Annotated in this window: 11 protein-coding genes; 7 read left to right on the top strand and 4 right to left on the bottom strand. The window is 40.9% G+C overall.

The window, feature by feature from the left end:
* Positions 1-10 precede the first annotated feature (10 nt).
* The 3 genes from ACM0OT_RS21265 to ACM0OT_RS21255 all read left to right on the top strand — a co-directional run bounded on the left by ACM0OT_RS21265 (position 11) and on the right by ACM0OT_RS21255 (position 3,844).
* Positions 11-430 (top strand): photosystem I reaction center subunit II PsaD, encoded by a 420-nt coding sequence (locus ACM0OT_RS21265; RefSeq protein ID WP_414543296.1) that lies wholly within the window; start codon positions 11-13, stop codon positions 428-430.
* A gap of 163 nt (positions 431-593) precedes the next feature.
* Entirely contained in the window at positions 594-2,108 is a 1,515-nt protein-coding gene (gene trpE, locus ACM0OT_RS21260) for an anthranilate synthase component I (RefSeq protein WP_414566385.1), read from the top strand.
* 53 nt (positions 2,109-2,161) lie between these two features.
* Positions 2,162-3,844, top strand: a complete 1,683-nt coding sequence (locus tag ACM0OT_RS21255; protein WP_414566408.1) for a CocE/NonD family hydrolase — start codon at positions 2,162-2,164, stop codon at positions 3,842-3,844.
* Here ACM0OT_RS21255 and ACM0OT_RS21250 read toward each other — a convergent pair.
* Complete coding sequence (locus tag ACM0OT_RS21250; RefSeq protein ID WP_414566384.1) at positions 3,819-9,053, bottom strand: GAF domain-containing protein; 5,235 nt, start codon at positions 9,051-9,053, stop codon at positions 3,819-3,821. The genes ACM0OT_RS21255 and ACM0OT_RS21250 overlap by 26 nt on opposite strands.
* Before the next feature lie 583 nt (positions 9,054-9,636).
* Here ACM0OT_RS21250 and ACM0OT_RS21245 point away from each other — a divergent pair.
* The gene (locus ACM0OT_RS21245) at positions 9,637-10,260 is read left to right on the top strand and encodes a 4Fe-4S single cluster domain-containing protein (protein ID WP_414566383.1); all 624 of its coding nucleotides are present in this window, start codon (positions 9,637-9,639) and stop codon (positions 10,258-10,260) included.
* Positions 10,261-10,483: 223 nt separating this feature from the next.
* On the opposite strand, the gene ACM0OT_RS21240 is transcribed toward ACM0OT_RS21245, so the two are convergent.
* The 3 genes from ACM0OT_RS21240 to ACM0OT_RS21230 form a co-directional block, all read right to left on the bottom strand.
* Entirely contained in the window at positions 10,484-12,100 is a 1,617-nt protein-coding gene (locus ACM0OT_RS21240) for a GldG family protein (protein WP_414566382.1), read from the bottom strand.
* A 63-nt stretch (positions 12,101-12,163) separates the two neighbouring features.
* The gene (locus ACM0OT_RS21235; protein ID WP_414566381.1) at positions 12,164-12,976 is read right to left on the bottom strand and encodes an ABC transporter permease; all 813 of its coding nucleotides are present in this window, start codon (positions 12,974-12,976) and stop codon (positions 12,164-12,166) included.
* Positions 12,977-13,972: an ABC transporter ATP-binding protein gene (locus ACM0OT_RS21230; protein ID WP_414566407.1), complete on the bottom strand. Its 996-nt coding sequence runs from the start codon at positions 13,970-13,972 to the stop codon at positions 12,977-12,979.
* A 188-nt stretch (positions 13,973-14,160) separates the two neighbouring features.
* Here ACM0OT_RS21230 and ACM0OT_RS21225 point away from each other — a divergent pair, with 188 nt between their 5' ends.
* The 3 genes from ACM0OT_RS21225 to ACM0OT_RS21215 are packed head-to-tail and all read left to right on the top strand — an operon-like array spanning position 14,161 to position 16,105.
* Positions 14,161-14,634 (top strand): helix-turn-helix domain-containing protein, encoded by a 474-nt coding sequence (locus ACM0OT_RS21225; RefSeq protein ID WP_414566380.1) that lies wholly within the window; start codon positions 14,161-14,163, stop codon positions 14,632-14,634.
* A 15-nt stretch (positions 14,635-14,649) separates the two neighbouring features.
* Entirely contained in the window at positions 14,650-14,985 is a 336-nt protein-coding gene (locus ACM0OT_RS21220) for a hypothetical protein (protein WP_414566379.1), read from the top strand.
* A complete protein-coding gene (locus tag ACM0OT_RS21215) occupies positions 14,936-16,105 on the top strand; it encodes a DUF262 domain-containing protein (RefSeq protein ID WP_414566378.1) in 1,170 nt (389 codons plus the stop codon). Before ACM0OT_RS21220 ends, ACM0OT_RS21215 begins: the two co-directional genes overlap by 50 nt.

Genomic DNA, 16,105 nt, shown 5'->3' with positions numbered 1-16,105 from the left:
CTACTTTTTTATGGCAGAAAAACTTTCTGGACAAACCCCGCTTTTTGGTGGTAGTACAGGTGGCTTGCTGAAAAAAGCAGAAGAAGAAGAAAAGTACGCTATCACTTGGACTAGCCCGAAAGAGCAAGTTTTTGAAATGCCTACAGGTGGCGCTGCTACTATGCGGAAAGGCGAAAACCTGCTATACCTATCTCGTAAAGAGTATGGCATCGCTTTGGGCGGTCAACTCCGGAAATTCAAAATCACAGATTACAAAATTTACCGGATTCTACCCTCTGGAGAAACCACTTTCATTCACCCGGCTGATGGTGTCTTCCCAGAAAAAGTTAACGCAGGCCGCGAAAAAGTCCGTTATGTACCGCGCAGCATTGGGGAAAACCCCAGTCCCGCACAACTCAAGTTCAGTGGTAAAGCTACTCACGATGCTTAGAGTTTAGGTACTGGTGATTGGGGACTGGGGGCTAGAGGCGCTGAGGCTAGGGACTAGAGGCTAGAAAGTTTTTTCCCCTGTCTTCCCCATTCCCCACCCTTCGGGAAGCCGCTATTGCGTCTAAATCTCCCTCATTCCCCAATCCCCATTCCCTAATAGATTGATGATGTTCCCTGATTTTTCTGGTTTTTCTCAACTAGCGTTACAAGGCAATTTCGTTCCGGTGTATCAAGAATGGGTAGCTGACCTAGATACGCCTGTTTCTGCTTGGTATAAGGTTTGCGCGGGTCAGCCCTATAGCTTTTTGTTGGAATCAGTGGAAGGCGGGGAAAAAATCGGACGTTATAGTTTGCTGGGTTGTGATCCAGTATGGACTTTGGAAGCAAGGGGTGAACTGACAACCCAAACACATCGTGATGGTTCGCAAGTGGTGTTTGCCGGTGACCCTTTTACAGCCTTAGCTGATTGCTTGGCACCTTATAAGCCAGTGAATTTACCACAACTACCGCCAGGAATTGGGGGATTGTTTGGTTTTTGGGGCTATGAATTAATTCGCTGGATAGAACCACGTGTGCCTATTCATCCACAAGATGAGCGTAATATCCCCGACGGATTGTGGATGCAGGTAGACCATTTGTTAATTTTTGACCAGGTAAAGCGAAAAATTTGGGCGATCGCCTATGCTGATTTACGTGATCCAGAAGTAAATTTGCCAGCAGCTTATGACCAAGCGTGCGATCGCGTGACGCAAATGTTGTGTAAATTATCTTTACCGCTATCACCACAAAAAACTATCTTAGATTGGACTCCTCCAGGTAGCACAAATTTAGGAGGAGTAGAGGACTACACCAGTAATTTCACTCGCCCAGAATTTTGCACTAGCGTCGAAAAGGCCAAAGAATACATCAAAGCTGGTGATATCTTCCAAGTGGTAATTTCTCAGCAACTCTCCACAGAATACACAGGTGACCCCTTTGCCCTTTATCGCTCCCTGCGTCAAATAAATCCTTCGCCTTACATGGCTTTCTTTAACTTTCAGGATTGGCAAATTATTGGTTCTAGTCCGGAAGTCATGGTTAAAGCCGAACGCGATCCAGATAATGGGATCATCGCCACAGTCCGCCCCATTGCAGGGACACGTCCTAGAGGTAAAACCACCAAGGAAGATGCAGCCTTAGCGGAGGATTTACTGCAAGATCCCAAAGAAACTGCCGAACATGTGATGTTGGTTGATTTAGGACGTAACGATTTAGGGCGGGTTTGTCAAAGCGGTAGCGTCAAAGTTGATGAATTAATGGTGATTGAACGTTATTCCCATGTGATGCACATTGTCAGTAATGTGGTGGGTAAATTAACACCCGATAAAACTGCTTGGGATTTACTCAAAGCTTGCTTTCCGGCGGGTACAGTTAGCGGCGCACCCAAAATTCGGGCCATGGAAATTATCCACGAATTAGAACCGAGCCGCCGGGGTGTTTATTCTGGTGTTTATGGTTATTACGATTTTGAAGGACAATTAAATAGTGCGATCGCCATTCGCACAATGGTATTGCATGATAATACCGTTACGGTACAAGCTGGTGCAGGTTTAGTGGCTGATTCTGAACCGGAAAAAGAATACGAAGAGACTTTGAATAAAGCTAGAGGGTTGTTAATAGCGATTAGTTGTTTACAGTGATGGGAACAGGGGAAACAGGCAAAATAAACGTCCTTGCCAAAGAAACTGTCTCTATGTACACCCGTGATGGAGTACGCTTAGATGCAGATATCTACCGCCCCGATGCAGAGGGTAAATTTCCCATCTTGTTAATGCGACAACCTTATGGACGAGCGATCGCCTCTACGGTTGTTTATGCTCATCCTACTTGGTATGCTGCCCACGGTTACATTGTCGTTATTCAAGATGTGCGGGGACGAGGTTCTTCCCAAGGTGAATTTAGGTTATTTGCCCATGAAATCGCCGACGGTGAAGATACTGTTGATTGGGTAGCAAATTTACCAGGTAGCAATGGCAAAGTCGGGATGTATGGCTTTTCCTATCAGGGAATGACTCAACTTTATGCCGCAGCCGCTAAACCACCAGCCTTAACAGCAATTTGCCCGGCCATGATTGGCTATGATTTGTATGCAGATTGGGCTTATGAAGGAGGTGCATTCTGTTTACAAACTAACCTGGCTTGGGCAATACAATTAGCTACAGAAACCGCCCGATTACGAAAAGATAAAACAGCTTATACAGCTTTATTAGCAGCTGCCCAAAATCTACCTTTGTATAATCCAGAAATTCTTCAGCAACTCGCTCCAGAATCTTTTTATCATCATTGGCTGCAACACTTCCCAAAAGATGCATATTGGCAAGAACTTTCGCCTAAAGTTCACTTACAAAATGTCGATTTGCCTATGTTTCATATTGGGGGATGGTTTGATACTTATCTGCGAGGAACTCTGAATTTATATAAAGATATTACAGCTCGTAGTACCACACCCCAACATTTGTTAGTTGGCCCTTGGGCGCATTTACCTTGGGGGCGTAAAGTTGGTGACATGGACTTTGGTATTAAGGCAACGAGTCCTGTAGATCAAATGCAAATTCGCTGGTTTGATCAGTTTCTCAAAGATGTAGATACAGGTTTACTACAAGAACAACCTGTTTGTCTGTTTGAAATGGGAAGTAATATTTGGCGCAGTTTTCCCAATTTACCGACAGATAATCAGAAATCTTATTTTTTGTCAACTACCGGACTGGCTAGCATCCGCGAAGATTCGGGTACCCTCATTGCCAATCCCCAAGCGCCTATCCCCGATTCATTTGATGTGCTGGTGCATGACCCCTGGCGACCTGTTCCTGCTGTGGGTGGACATGCAGCAATACCAGCTGGTGTATTTGAGCGATCACCTGTTGATTCCCGTGCGGATGTTTTAACCTATACTAGTGCGCCCCTGGATCAAGATTTGCATTTAGCCGGGAATGTAGTAGTAGAAATATTCAGCAGTGCTGACCAACCCAGCTATGATTTGTGTGCAGTGTTGTCACAAGTGTATCCTGATGGGCGCGTATACAATTTGACCCAAGGTTATATCCGTTGCCAACAAGGAACACCACACATACCTATACAAATTCAACTACAAGCGACATGTGCGCGAATTGCTCAAGGAAGTGCTTGGCGTTTAAGTTTGAGTGCAGCGTGTTTTCCAGCCTATGCCATGAACTCAGGTAATGGCGCAGTTATGAATCACCAAGATTTAATGAATGCTCAAATCATGACCATCACAATTAGGTGTGGAGATACTTTCCCATCTCAAGTTTTGCTTCCCGTCGTTACTTCTGAATTTAATTCAAAGTCTCTCTCCTGCGAAGAGAGAGATTTAGAGAAAGGTTTTCTAGAAATTAATTCATATCGACTAAATTCATAATTTCCATGATTTTTTCAAACTGGAAGTTATGAGCTAAATCTGTCAAATATTGGTTGAGTAAACTATTTTCTCTAGGAATTTGCTCCATTAATTGGATAATTAAATCGTCACTACATTGAGCCGCAGCATTATATATTTGTGCTACCCATTCAGGTGACATTTGCGATATCAAAGGCAGTAAATCATCATTTGTTACAGCATTTTCGGAAGCCTGGAGACTACCTCCCAAGAGTAGATTACTATCGGCTTGATAAATATACTTAACTCCCAGATATTGGCTGATTTTTTCTAGTACTTGTTCCTCGCGGAAAGGCTTATTCAGTAAATCATCACAACCTGCTGTCATGATTGCCTCTTTTTGTTCCGTGAAAGCATGAGCAGTTAAGGCAATAATAATTGTCTCAATAGAAGGCAAATTTTCTTGATCATGCCCAATATTTCTATTTTTAATAACTTTTGTGGCTTCATAACCATCCATCACAGGCATTCGCATATCCATGAAAATCAGGTGTGGTTGCCATTCTATCCATTGAGCGATCGCTTCTTCACCATTTTTGGCTTCTCGCACCACGAAACCAATGGCTGTCAGCAGTTTCACAATCACCAAACGACTTTCCATCACATCATCAACTACCAAAATTCGATATTCTGGCTGTTCTGGCGCTAAACCAACGACTTGGCGTTGAATTGTTTGTGGGGGAATTTCCTCAGACAAAGCTAAAGCAATCTGAATATTAAAAGTAAATGTGCTACCTCTCCCCAAGGTGCTGCTAACGCTAATATCACCTCCCATGAGTTGGACATATTTGCGACTAATTGCCAAACCCAATCCTGTACCCTGCTGTGATTTTCTCCCTGTTTCAGTTTGTCCAAAAGCTGCAAACAGCATATCAAGTTCTTCTGGAGAAATACCAGCACCAGTGTCTATTACCTCAAAGTTGAGAAATTGGACAGAAGCAGCAGGGGAACTGAGGGCTGGGGACTGAGTTTTCCCATCTCCCCACACCCGCAAAATCACACTCCCACTACTGGTAAATTTGATCGCATTACCTAAGAGATTGAGTAAGACTTGACGCAATTTGCTTTCATCGGTTTGCACATATTGAGGAATATCGGCAGCATGTTCAAATATCAGTTCTAAGCCTTTAGAAACAGCACGAAAACGCAACATTTCTTCTAGGTTTTTTAACAGATGTATTAAATCAAAACAACCATCATTTAATGTGGTTCTACCTGCTTCAATTTTCGACATTTCTAGGATGTCGTTGATTAAGTTCAGCAGATGTTCTCCAGCACGATTGATGATGGCTAAGTTTTGATGTTGTTCTCTAGATAAAGATGTGTCATGGTTCATGACTTGGGTAAAGCCTAGAATGGCATTTAGTGGAGTCCGCAGTTCATGACTCATATTGGCGAGAAATTCACTTTTGGCACGGTTGGCGGCATCCGCAGCTATCACAGATGCTTGCAATGCTTGTGACTGGCTTTGTGTTTGTGCCAGTAATTGTGCCTGTTGCAAAGCCACTCCTAACTGATTGCCAATTTGCACTACAACATTGATTTCTTCAGATTTCCACTGACGCGGGCCGGAATTTTGATAACTTGCTAATAATCCCCAAAGTTGATTACCGCAAAAAATAGGGACGATAATATAAGCTTGTGCTTGAAAATGCTCCAATAAATTAATGTAACAAGGGTCAAATCCGGTTTTATAGATGTCTGAGACACAGCAAAAACTAGCATCTTGGCTATAAATACTGCTGTTGTTTATTTTCAAATCAGTACTTTGCATACCCAAAATTTTGGAAATGCAACTATCATTTTCTAAAGCAAAGTCTGTGAGATGAGGATGATTTTTTTGTGCTTCTATGAGTGAAATCCAGGCGTTACTCACCGATTCTGAAACAAACTCACCACTCCAATCAGGATGGAAACGATAAACAACCACGCGATCGCAGTTTAGCACTTGTCGTAATTCTTGGGTTGTGGCGGTAAATATAGTCTCTAAATCGAGGGTTTGGCGCATTCTTTGAATTACTTGAGCGATAGCTTTTTCTCGTTCAGCACTTTCGCGCAAGGCTTCTTCTGCTAGTTTTCTGTCGGTAATATCTGTAATTGTGCCCACATAGCCAATAGCTTCTTGATTTACATTCAGTTCTGGTACTGCTTGACAAATTACCCAGACAACTCCACCATCAGGGCGTAAGAAGCGATGCTCGCATTTATACAGAGATTTAGTTGCTCTTGCTTGATTCCAGGTGCTATATACGCGCTGAACATCATCTGGATGTAAGGCTTTTGCCCAGCCTTGTCCCAACGCATCTGGGTAAGATACCCCAGTAATTTCACACCAGCGCCGATTAAAATAAAAACAATTACCTGAAGCATCAGCATGGTATATGCCCACAGGAGAGGCTTCTGCCAATGTTTGATAGCGTTGTCTACCTTCTTGTAAAGCTAATTCCGCTTGTTTGAGATTGCTAATTTCTACCATGACTGTACCCACACTAGAGGGGCAATCATCTTCATCGACAATGGGAAAAATAGACATGAGGAAGTGGCGCACAATATCTGGTTGCTGGGGTAATGCAGTACTAATTTCTCGATGGAGAATTGGTTGACCAGTCAATAGCACCTGTTCATATAATGGTTTTACCAAGGGTGCAACTTCGGGTAATATCTCATCGATAGTCTTGCCAATATGGTCGTGTGCAGGTTTTCCGTTAATATCTGCCAGCAATTGGTTGATTTGCACAAACCGCAATTGCTTATCGACAATATTCATGTAGACTGGAGCGCTACTAAAAAAAGCATTGAGGTGGGCTTCTCTAAGTGCTAATTCTCGTTCTAAGGTTTTGCGCTGAATCAATCCCCCTAATTGGGCGGCCACAGCACCCACCAGTAACAGTAAACGCTTATCTAATGCCATTGCACTGCGTTTAAAAAATACTAAAATAGCCAAGACTTCTCTACCAGCTAAAATAGGCACGCCAAAACCAGCTTTTAATCCAGCCTTTGCAGCTTGTGGCGATCGCAAAAAAGTCGGTTCCATGACATGAGAAACATCTTCTATCCATTCTGGTTGGCTAGCCTGCCACACACGTCCTGGTAGTCCGACACCGGGGGGAAATTGCGCGTTTTGGCTTTGGCGATAAAATTCTCCTAAGCTGTCTTCGTCTGCATACCAAACTAAGCTATGATTTAACGCCGTCCCATCTTCACTGGGTATCCAGGCTTCACTAAAATCCCAGCCAATAGTATGACAAATTAAACGTAAAACTACTTTTAAAGCATTATCTACGTCAACGGCGCGAGTAATTGCTTGAGATGTTAACAGTAGCAATCGACTTTCATTTTCTGCTTGCTTGCGCTCTGTAATATCTTTAGCAGTTCCTAGCAAGTATTCTTGCCCATCAATCTCAATAATTTCTGCACTGAATAATGCCGTCTTGATTTCTCCATTAGCAGTGCAAAAGTCTATTTCATGGTTACGAATAGCTTTTGTTTGTTGCAGAACTTGGTTAATAAAAGCACATTCTCCAGGATTTATCCAAATATTTAGTTCTCTGTGGCTATAACCAATAACTTGAGAACGAGAATAACCAAAAAGCTGAGAAAAACTATTGTTAATTTCGACATAGCGTATTTCTGGGAAAGTTAAAAGAAAAATAGGATCAGGAGATGATCTAAAAGCTGATGCTAACTTTTTTTCTGAAGCCCGCCGGGCTGCTTCTGCGCGTTGGCGTTCCCGTGCTTCTAATGCCAAAGAAATTAAATTACCTAGGGAACGAGCAAAGTTTTCGTCTTCTAAAGTCCATTGATGAATAACTCCCACTGCCTCTAAACATAAAACTCCTACGGTTTTTCCAGCCAATCGGATAGGTGTATCCAACATAGAAGTAATATTCAATGGCATTAAGTAAGACTGAGAAAATTCTTTGGTTCGTGGATCAGTATGGGCATCATCTGCGGCAATCAATTCTTCTTGTTGTAAAGCTTGAAAATAAGCGGGATAGTCTGTCGCTAATAAGCAAAATCCTTCGCTGGAGTGGTGTTGATTGCGACTTTTTTCAAATAAAATAAAACATTGAATCTGAGTAGCTGTTTCGTCATACAGCCAAATACTCGCTCGTTCCACACCTATATTTTTGGCACCTGCGGCTGTGATTTGCCGAAAAACCGCTTGCAAGTCGCCTTGATACAGGACTTGGTTTTTTGCAAGTTGCGTTAACACTAGGTTATAGTTGCACAACTTAATTGTATTGGTTTGCAGAGATTGTGCTTCTAGGTTTGGCAGTTTTGCTTGTGCTAAAGCCATTCCTATGGGGGCGGCGATAGACTCTATGAGTTCAATTTCTGCTTGTGTCCACTGGCGTTTGGTATTACATTGATGCAAACAAATCAGCCCATTAGGTTGGCCTTGATAAGAAGTGCGTACTGCCAATATGGACTTGATACCTAATTGCTCATATGTATCCCGGTAATTTTCTAAGCGTGGTTCCATAGCAATATCGTTGCAGGCGATCGCCTTTGGCGCTGCACTGCGCGCAATCGCTTGGTCTTGCGATAATATTTGCTCAATGTGCAGATTACCCTGAACAGACAAATCAAAATGCCTCAGAGGAATTAAATCGGGTTCTGAATATTCTCCCAAAGTGTAAATTTTAGGATTTGGTAAGTTTTTTTTATATATATAAATAAAGGCACGACTAACACCCAGTGCTTCACCTATTTGGATGGTAACCGTCTCTAAAATTGATTGCGTATTTTGTGGTGAATTAATTGTTTGAAAAATTTTTCTAAGCAGGTCAGTTATATTAATTTCCCTTGGTATTTTTTGACCAATGAGTTGAGTTTTTACCCGTACTAAAATCTCTTCATAACACAATGGTTTAGTAATATAATCAATAATACCTAATTGAAATAATTTAAATCTTTCCGACAATTTATCCGCATCAAGAAGCAAAATAATAGGAATTTGTTGAGTTCTGACATCAGATTTTAAATATTGACAAATTTTATATAAACTATGATCACAAGTCACACTATCAAGTAATAATAAATCTGGTAATAGCTCTAACGCTTTATTAATTATTTGTTTTTCAAAAATGACTCTTTTAACTTGATAACCTTGACCCACAAGTGTACTAGATAAAAAAATAAAGTCTTTTAAATTATTATCAAGTAATAAAATTTTTTGAGTAATCATTATTATCTCAAATTTTAAATTTATTTTTTGTGACTTTAACTAAATTTATGGAAACATAAGCTAACTTATTGAACTAGCTAGTATATTATTTATTTTTAATAAATAATTTGAATATTTAATATAAATAAAATTTACTACTTAACAAAAAAAATGGCACTATTTTTTGATCAGTTTTACATAAATATAGCGTACATCTAAATATTTATCTATATTTTGATGATTTCCTTATTTGAGGGAAGTTGATTTATAAAGTTATCGTCATCAGATACCAAAAGTTACGCCTTTTTTCTGGTTTATATGACCAGTAGGGCAATCTTCACAAGTTCCTTATATTTTGGCTTTAAAATTTTGGTAAATCAAGTGGATGCCCTGACGATAGCACGGTTGTTAATGTCATCTTAACCACATCCTTTGTGACATTAGCAGACATTGTGGCTATTGAACTCGATGCTATTTCGTCAAATCAATTGCAGCCAGTCAAACAGACTGTAGCGACAATTGAATGACCGGATATTTTCGTGGGCGTTGAGCAATTCCCACAGGAATATTTAGTTTAATTTGCTATCTAAACATAAGGATTCAGATGGAACATAAGCCAACAGAACCATCACCAGCACTCATAGAAATTCCTTCTGGCTATCTGAACATCATGGGTTACGTTGATGAGTCAGAAGTTAATGGCCCTGGTTGTCGTGCTGTCATTTGGGTACAAGGTTGTCCGCGTGAATGTCCTGGCTGTTTTAATCCTGATTCTTGGTCATTTGAAGCCAACCAACTGATTTCTGTGGAAACTCTGGCCGCAAAAATTCTCAGCAAACCTCGCAATCAAGGCGTGACATTTTCTGGTGGAGAACCTTTTTGGCAAGCCACTGCACTAGCATCTCTGGCTAGTAAACTCAAAGCGGCTGGGTTAAATGTCATGTCTTTCACTGGGTTTACCCTGAAGCAATTACAGTCAAAATCGGCGCCGCCAGATTCCCAAGCCTTATTAGCACAACTAGATATTTTGATTGATGGGCCTTATGTTGAGTCTCTGGCGATTAATTCTCCCAATTCACCTGTATCTTCGAGTAATCAACAGGTGAATGTCTTTAACCCCGACTTAGCTGACCAAATCACTTGGGCCAGTGACCAGATAGAAGTCCACATCTTCAAGGATGGTAGCCGGCTTGTGACTGGCTATCAAGGTGGGTTGACTTTGAATTGATATAGCAGAGATGGGGAGATATCAATATTGCTTATTGTCAGGACTTACGTAACCAACCACGTATGATTTTCGTAGCGAGTGCGTAAGTCCTAATTGTATTTTTCCCACTCAAACAATTGTTTAAACCTCGCCCATCGTCAAAAGAAGAGTTATTGTCATTGCGACTTCAAGAAGCAATCTCACAATTTTGACTGCAAACTACAGTTTTCAAGGTAGACAAGGTTTATCTTCGTTTCCACCAAATAATAGCCGCAGTTATTAATCCCATGAGAGGTAATATCAACAAAGATGACAATGTTAAAAGATTAGCTTGGGCAATTGTCAAGTTAATGCGGCGGTTATTTGGTTCTTTTGGGCGAATTGAAAGGGGTTGTTGGTCTTGTTGACTCAGCCATGTAATTGAATTGAGGAAAACATCTCCATTTAGTTGTTGTTGAAATAGTCCATCGGTGGCGAAATCTGAATCTCCTATAATCACCAACCGTGACTCGATAATGGGTTGTTCAGATTTTTCTTCAGTTGGGGGTGATGGTTGCGGTGAAGCTTGGGGAGTGGGGGTAGCTTCGGCTTCGGTTGTCGGTTGAGGTATTGTTCTTGTCAAGGCCACACCCAAAGTTAGAGGCCCTGGTAAATCTGTTTCAGGATTGAACTCTAAATTGTCGCTTTCTAAGTCGCTTTCAGCCCAACTATCGGGATAAGGTTTGGTTTGCAGCAGGGGAGTAGACTGAATACCAGATACAGGGGTAATTTCTATTGGTCTTGCCAATCGATAAAAAGATATACCATTACCAAAATCTTGAGTAATGGGGTGTTGTCCATACTCTGTGACTATGGGAACAGCTGGGCCTAGTCCCACACCTGAACCAGAGACATCAACGGCTAATCGATTATCTAAACGCACGCCCCATTCTTGTAGCAAGTTGTCGAGATTGGGATTGGTATTGGGGTCAATCATCAAGAGTGCATTACCTCCACGATTGAGATAAGCTTGCAAAGCTTTGACCTCACCGTCAAATAATTCTTGTTTGGGGCCAGCTACAACTACTACAGCAGCATCTTCCGGAATTTGTGCTTTTTCTACTAGATTGAGGGGTGAGGCAGGGTAGTTTTTATCACCTAATCTTTGAACTGCTTGAGAAATTCCCCCTTGCTCAGATGTAATCGCTTGTTCGCCGTGACCTTGGAGAAAGTAAACTGGAACTGTGGTTCCACTAGTCAATTGTTGCAGACGATTAGTTAGCCTGATTTCTGATAGACGCTCGTTGACACTGACAGTTTGCACTAATTGGCGGTTATCTCCAGATTCTAAGTAAACTTCCCCATAATCTTTAACACCAAACTTGTTTGCTAGTCCTGGTCTAGCTTGCGGGTCAACGTACTCAAATTGAAAATTTGCACTTTGTCGCCGATAGTTTTCTAGCAATTCCCTGTCTTGGGCATTCCTATTCACGTCAAACACCCACACTTTTACTGGTTGTGGTAACGTACGCACTAATTCTTGGGATTGGGGGGCTAAGGTAAATAACTGGGCTTCAGTTAAGTCTTTTCGCAGATTATAGCGAGTACTTAAAAAGTTAATTAAGCCCAAAATTACCAACACAGCTACAATCGCCACCAAGGCATTCGTTCCCACTTGAGTAGAACGACGATTCCACCATTTATTTTGCTGACTTTGCCAAACGAACCATATGCCAATGACGACTGTTCCTGCAATTAAAAATGCTAAGGGAATTAGTCCCCAGCTTCCCGAAATTAGCCCAGAGGTTAAACCTACAGCAAGTAGGAATGGGCCTAGCCAAAATAAATATTTTACCAGTTGGTTTTTTTTTACAATCTTCATTTTATTAGTCATTAGTCATTAGTCATAGGAAAATTTATTCCCCTCACTCCCCACTCTCATCCTCTATTGACGCTGAAAGCGCAGGGCATCAATTGACTGGGCTGTGAGAAAGATCCCCAGAAAAATGTAACTAGCAAATAAAATCACAGCGCTAGTATCAAAAATTCCTTGAATTAGGGTATTGTAATGTTTTAATAATGACAAATGACCCAAGATTTCACCTGCTGGGCCACCTATACTTCTGGCAATTACATCGACAAATAATAGTAATAAAACCAGGGCGAAGGTAAGGACAGCAGATAAGATGGTGCTGTCTGTCAGTGAAGAAATAAACATTCCCAAGGATAAAATTGCTGCGGCTAGTAAGATTAATCCCAAATGACCTAGTAAGGGAATTGTTAGTGACATGGGTGGATTTGATGCACTAAGAGCGATCGCCTGAAATAAAAACAAGGGTACAATCAAGGTGGTAAAAAATGTAAGTACCCCTAATAACTTACCCACGGCTACGGCCCAGTTAGTGACCGGAGATGTGGCTAAAAGTTCCAAAGTCCCACGTTTGCGTTCTTCGGCATAAAGTCCCATCGAGAGAATTGGCAAGATAAATAACAATAGCCAACCGAGTCGATCTAAAAATGCCCGGACAAATTCGTAAGGCACATCTATTGGTGGGATGGGTATGCCTAGTTGGGGGCCTTGTGCATCTAATTGTGCTACTGCTGGTAAAATGCCATCTGGCCCTACCAAAATTGTCACCATGAATAACCCAGCAATAAACCAGAATACACTAGCGATCGCATAAGCTAAGGGTGAGACAAAATAACTCTGTAATTCTCGGCGATAAATGGCAATAATATTACTCAGTACTATACCCATTTATGCTGCTTCTCCTTCTTTCGTTTCTGTATCTGCAAGGGATTCTAAGTTTTTCTCGGCTGTAGTCAGTTGTAAAAATACATCTTCTAGGGTAGCGCTGACACGCCGCATTTCATGTAATCCAAATCCTGAACGTACTAAGGCTGTGGCAATATCTCTTCCCGGTTCGATTCCGGGTTGCGATATCACCCGCAAGTAAGCACGGTTGTCTCTGGAGAGGTGATTACTAGGAACAGATTCTACCAGACTTACACCAGCAACGTTTTGCAGGACTTGTTTTGCTAAACCAGTGTCGCCCTCAAGTTCAATTTCATATCCTGACCCACCTGCCAACTGAGTCATTAAATTTTCTGGTGTATTAGTTGCTACAACTTTGCCACGATTGATAATAGCGACGCGGCTACAAGTCATACTCACTTCTGGCAAAATGTGGGTAGACAAAATAATTGTATGTGTACCAGCGAGACTTTTAATTAAATTGCGTACCTCAATAATTTGTCGAGGATCAAGTCCTACAGTGGGTTCATCTAAAATAATCGCTGGTGGGTCATGAACGATCGCTTGAGCAATACCAACTCTTTGGCGATATCCTTTAGATAGTTTGCGGATAATGACTTTACTTTTATCTTCTAAGTTGCAACGGGCGATGGCTGCGGTGACTTTACTGGCGCGATCGCCTGCGGAGATACCTTTAATTCGTGCTACAAAATGTAAAAACCCCTCCACCGTCATGTCTGGATATAACGGCGGTGTTTCTGGTAAATAGCCAATGCGTTGGCGGACAGCGAGGGAATCATCATTGACATCAAAGCCAGCTATTCTCGCTTTACCATTGGTGGCTGGGAGATAACCGGCTAAAATCCTCATGGTTGTAGTTTTACCGGCACCATTGGGCCCCAAAAACCCTAAAATTTCCCCTGGTTCGACGCTAAAGGTCACATCAGTAATCGCAGGGGTAGAACCGTAGGTTTTACTCAGGTGTTCTACTTCAATCATTTTTTGATTAGGCGATCGTTCAGATATACAATACCCAATCATCTTAGATCATGAAGGCATTAGGTCTGGGGTTAAGCAAAATTGCTTTTCGTTCATTTCGTTGATTGCGTTCATTTCGCATAAACATTATGATATATGAATAAGTGAGGCATAAAATTTGATATCAAAACCATCACAGGCGAATATTTATGGCTCTGAATCCTCACCAAACATTAGAATTTGTTGTACCCACTGAAGAAGAAGCGACTTTGGCACAAGCGAGTAGTCAGGCGTTGGCATCATATATAGAGAATCTTCAAACAGGGCATACAATCAAAGTTGTTGTGGATGAAGGCACGAGTAAGACAATCAAGATACCAGCATCTGCATTACATCTACTCGTTGATATTTTGACGCAAATGGCCAAGGGAAATGCGGTGACACTAATTCCTGTTAAAAAAGAACTCACTACCCAAGAATCTGCCGATATTCTCAATGTTTCCCGCCCTTATTTAGTAGATTTATTGGAATCTGGAAAAATTCCCTTTCGCAAAGTTGGGACACGGCGGCGAGTGCGTTACCAAGATGTCATAGATTACAAAAACCAAATTGATGCTCAACGAATGCAGATTCTTAAAGAACTGGCTGCACAAGCTCAAGAACTCAATATGGAATATGAATAATATCTTGTGAGTGTCGTGTCTAAGTTGACTGTTATTTATGATGCTTGCGTTCTATATCCAGCACCTGTGAGAGATTTTTTGATGTGGCTGGCGCTTACTGATACATTTAAAACGCGATGGACAGATGAAATTCATGAGGAGTGGATACGAAATGTTCTCAAGGAACTCTCTGATTTAACAATTACACAACTCACCAGAACCAAAAATCTGATGAATACCCATGTTCGGGATTGTCTCATGACAGATTATCAAGAATTAATTCCCAACCTAGAAACAACTACTTTTATAGAGGATGTAGATTATGAACCTTGCACCAACAGAACAAGAAATGTGGGAAAAAGTACCTTCTAGAAAATACATTAGAATGTCTGATGCTGAGATAAATGAAAAGTATGAATCTGGGGAACAAAGAATACTGACTGAAATGAATCGTGAAAAGCTACCAAGCTTTGTTGAAGCCTTAAAAAAACCTGGATATATGGATGTGCGTCCTTTTTATCAAAGAAGAACTCGGTGGAATAAAAAGATGCAATCAAGACTAATCGAGTCATTTTTGATTAATATTCCAGTTCCCCCAATTGTTCTTTATGAGAAAGAGTTTAACTGTTATGAAGTCATGGATGGTCAACAAAGAATTACTGCTCTGCATGACTTTTATGATAACCGGTTAAAATTGACAGGACTAGAACTTTGGCCAGAACTCAACGGAAGAACCTATGCTAATCTTCCTGCCAAAATTAGAGCAGGGATTGATCGTCGCTCCATATCATCCATAGTTTTGATTACAGAGTCAGCGTCAAATCCCGAAGAAGCTTTGCTATTAAAGCAACTTGCCTTTGAAAGACTAAATACAGGTGGTGTTGCTTTAAGTCGTCAGGAAATACGCAACTGTCTGTATTATGGTAAGTTTAATCAACTCTTACTTGAACTAGCAAATAATTCTATCTTTGCCAATGCTTGGGGAATTCCAATTGATAATGAGAAAGAACTGAATGAGAACAATCTATATAAAAAGATGGAAGATGCCGAATTAGTTCTTCGTTTTTTTGCTTTACGCCATGTAGGAGATTTCCGTAGGGGCATGGAAGGATTTATGGATATATATATGATTAAAAGTCTCAATTTTTCTGATGAAGATATCGATGTACTCAAAAATATTTTTCTACAAACTATAAATTTAGCACATCAAATATATTCCAATAATTTATTTAAGCCCTTTGATACTAGTTCTGAAACATGGAAGGAAAATGCTTATAAAGCTTATTATGATGCAGTCATGGTGGGATTCAGTAGACATTTGGTAAATGCAGATATTTTAGTGGAAAGAAAATTAATAGTAATTGAAAATACAAAAAGACTGTTTAGAGAAGATAAATCAAAGCTATTTACAGGTGGAGGTCGAACTCAGTCTGATATTAAAGATAGAATCAGATTATTTGATGAAATGCTATCCCAAGTCATCGCAGGTTAA

This window comes from Anabaena sp. CCY 9613, assembly GCF_963920895.1.
Taxonomy (GTDB): Bacteria; Cyanobacteriota; Cyanobacteriia; order Cyanobacteriales; family Nostocaceae; genus Cyanocohniella.
This window is presented reverse-complemented; position numbering and strand designations above follow the sequence as displayed.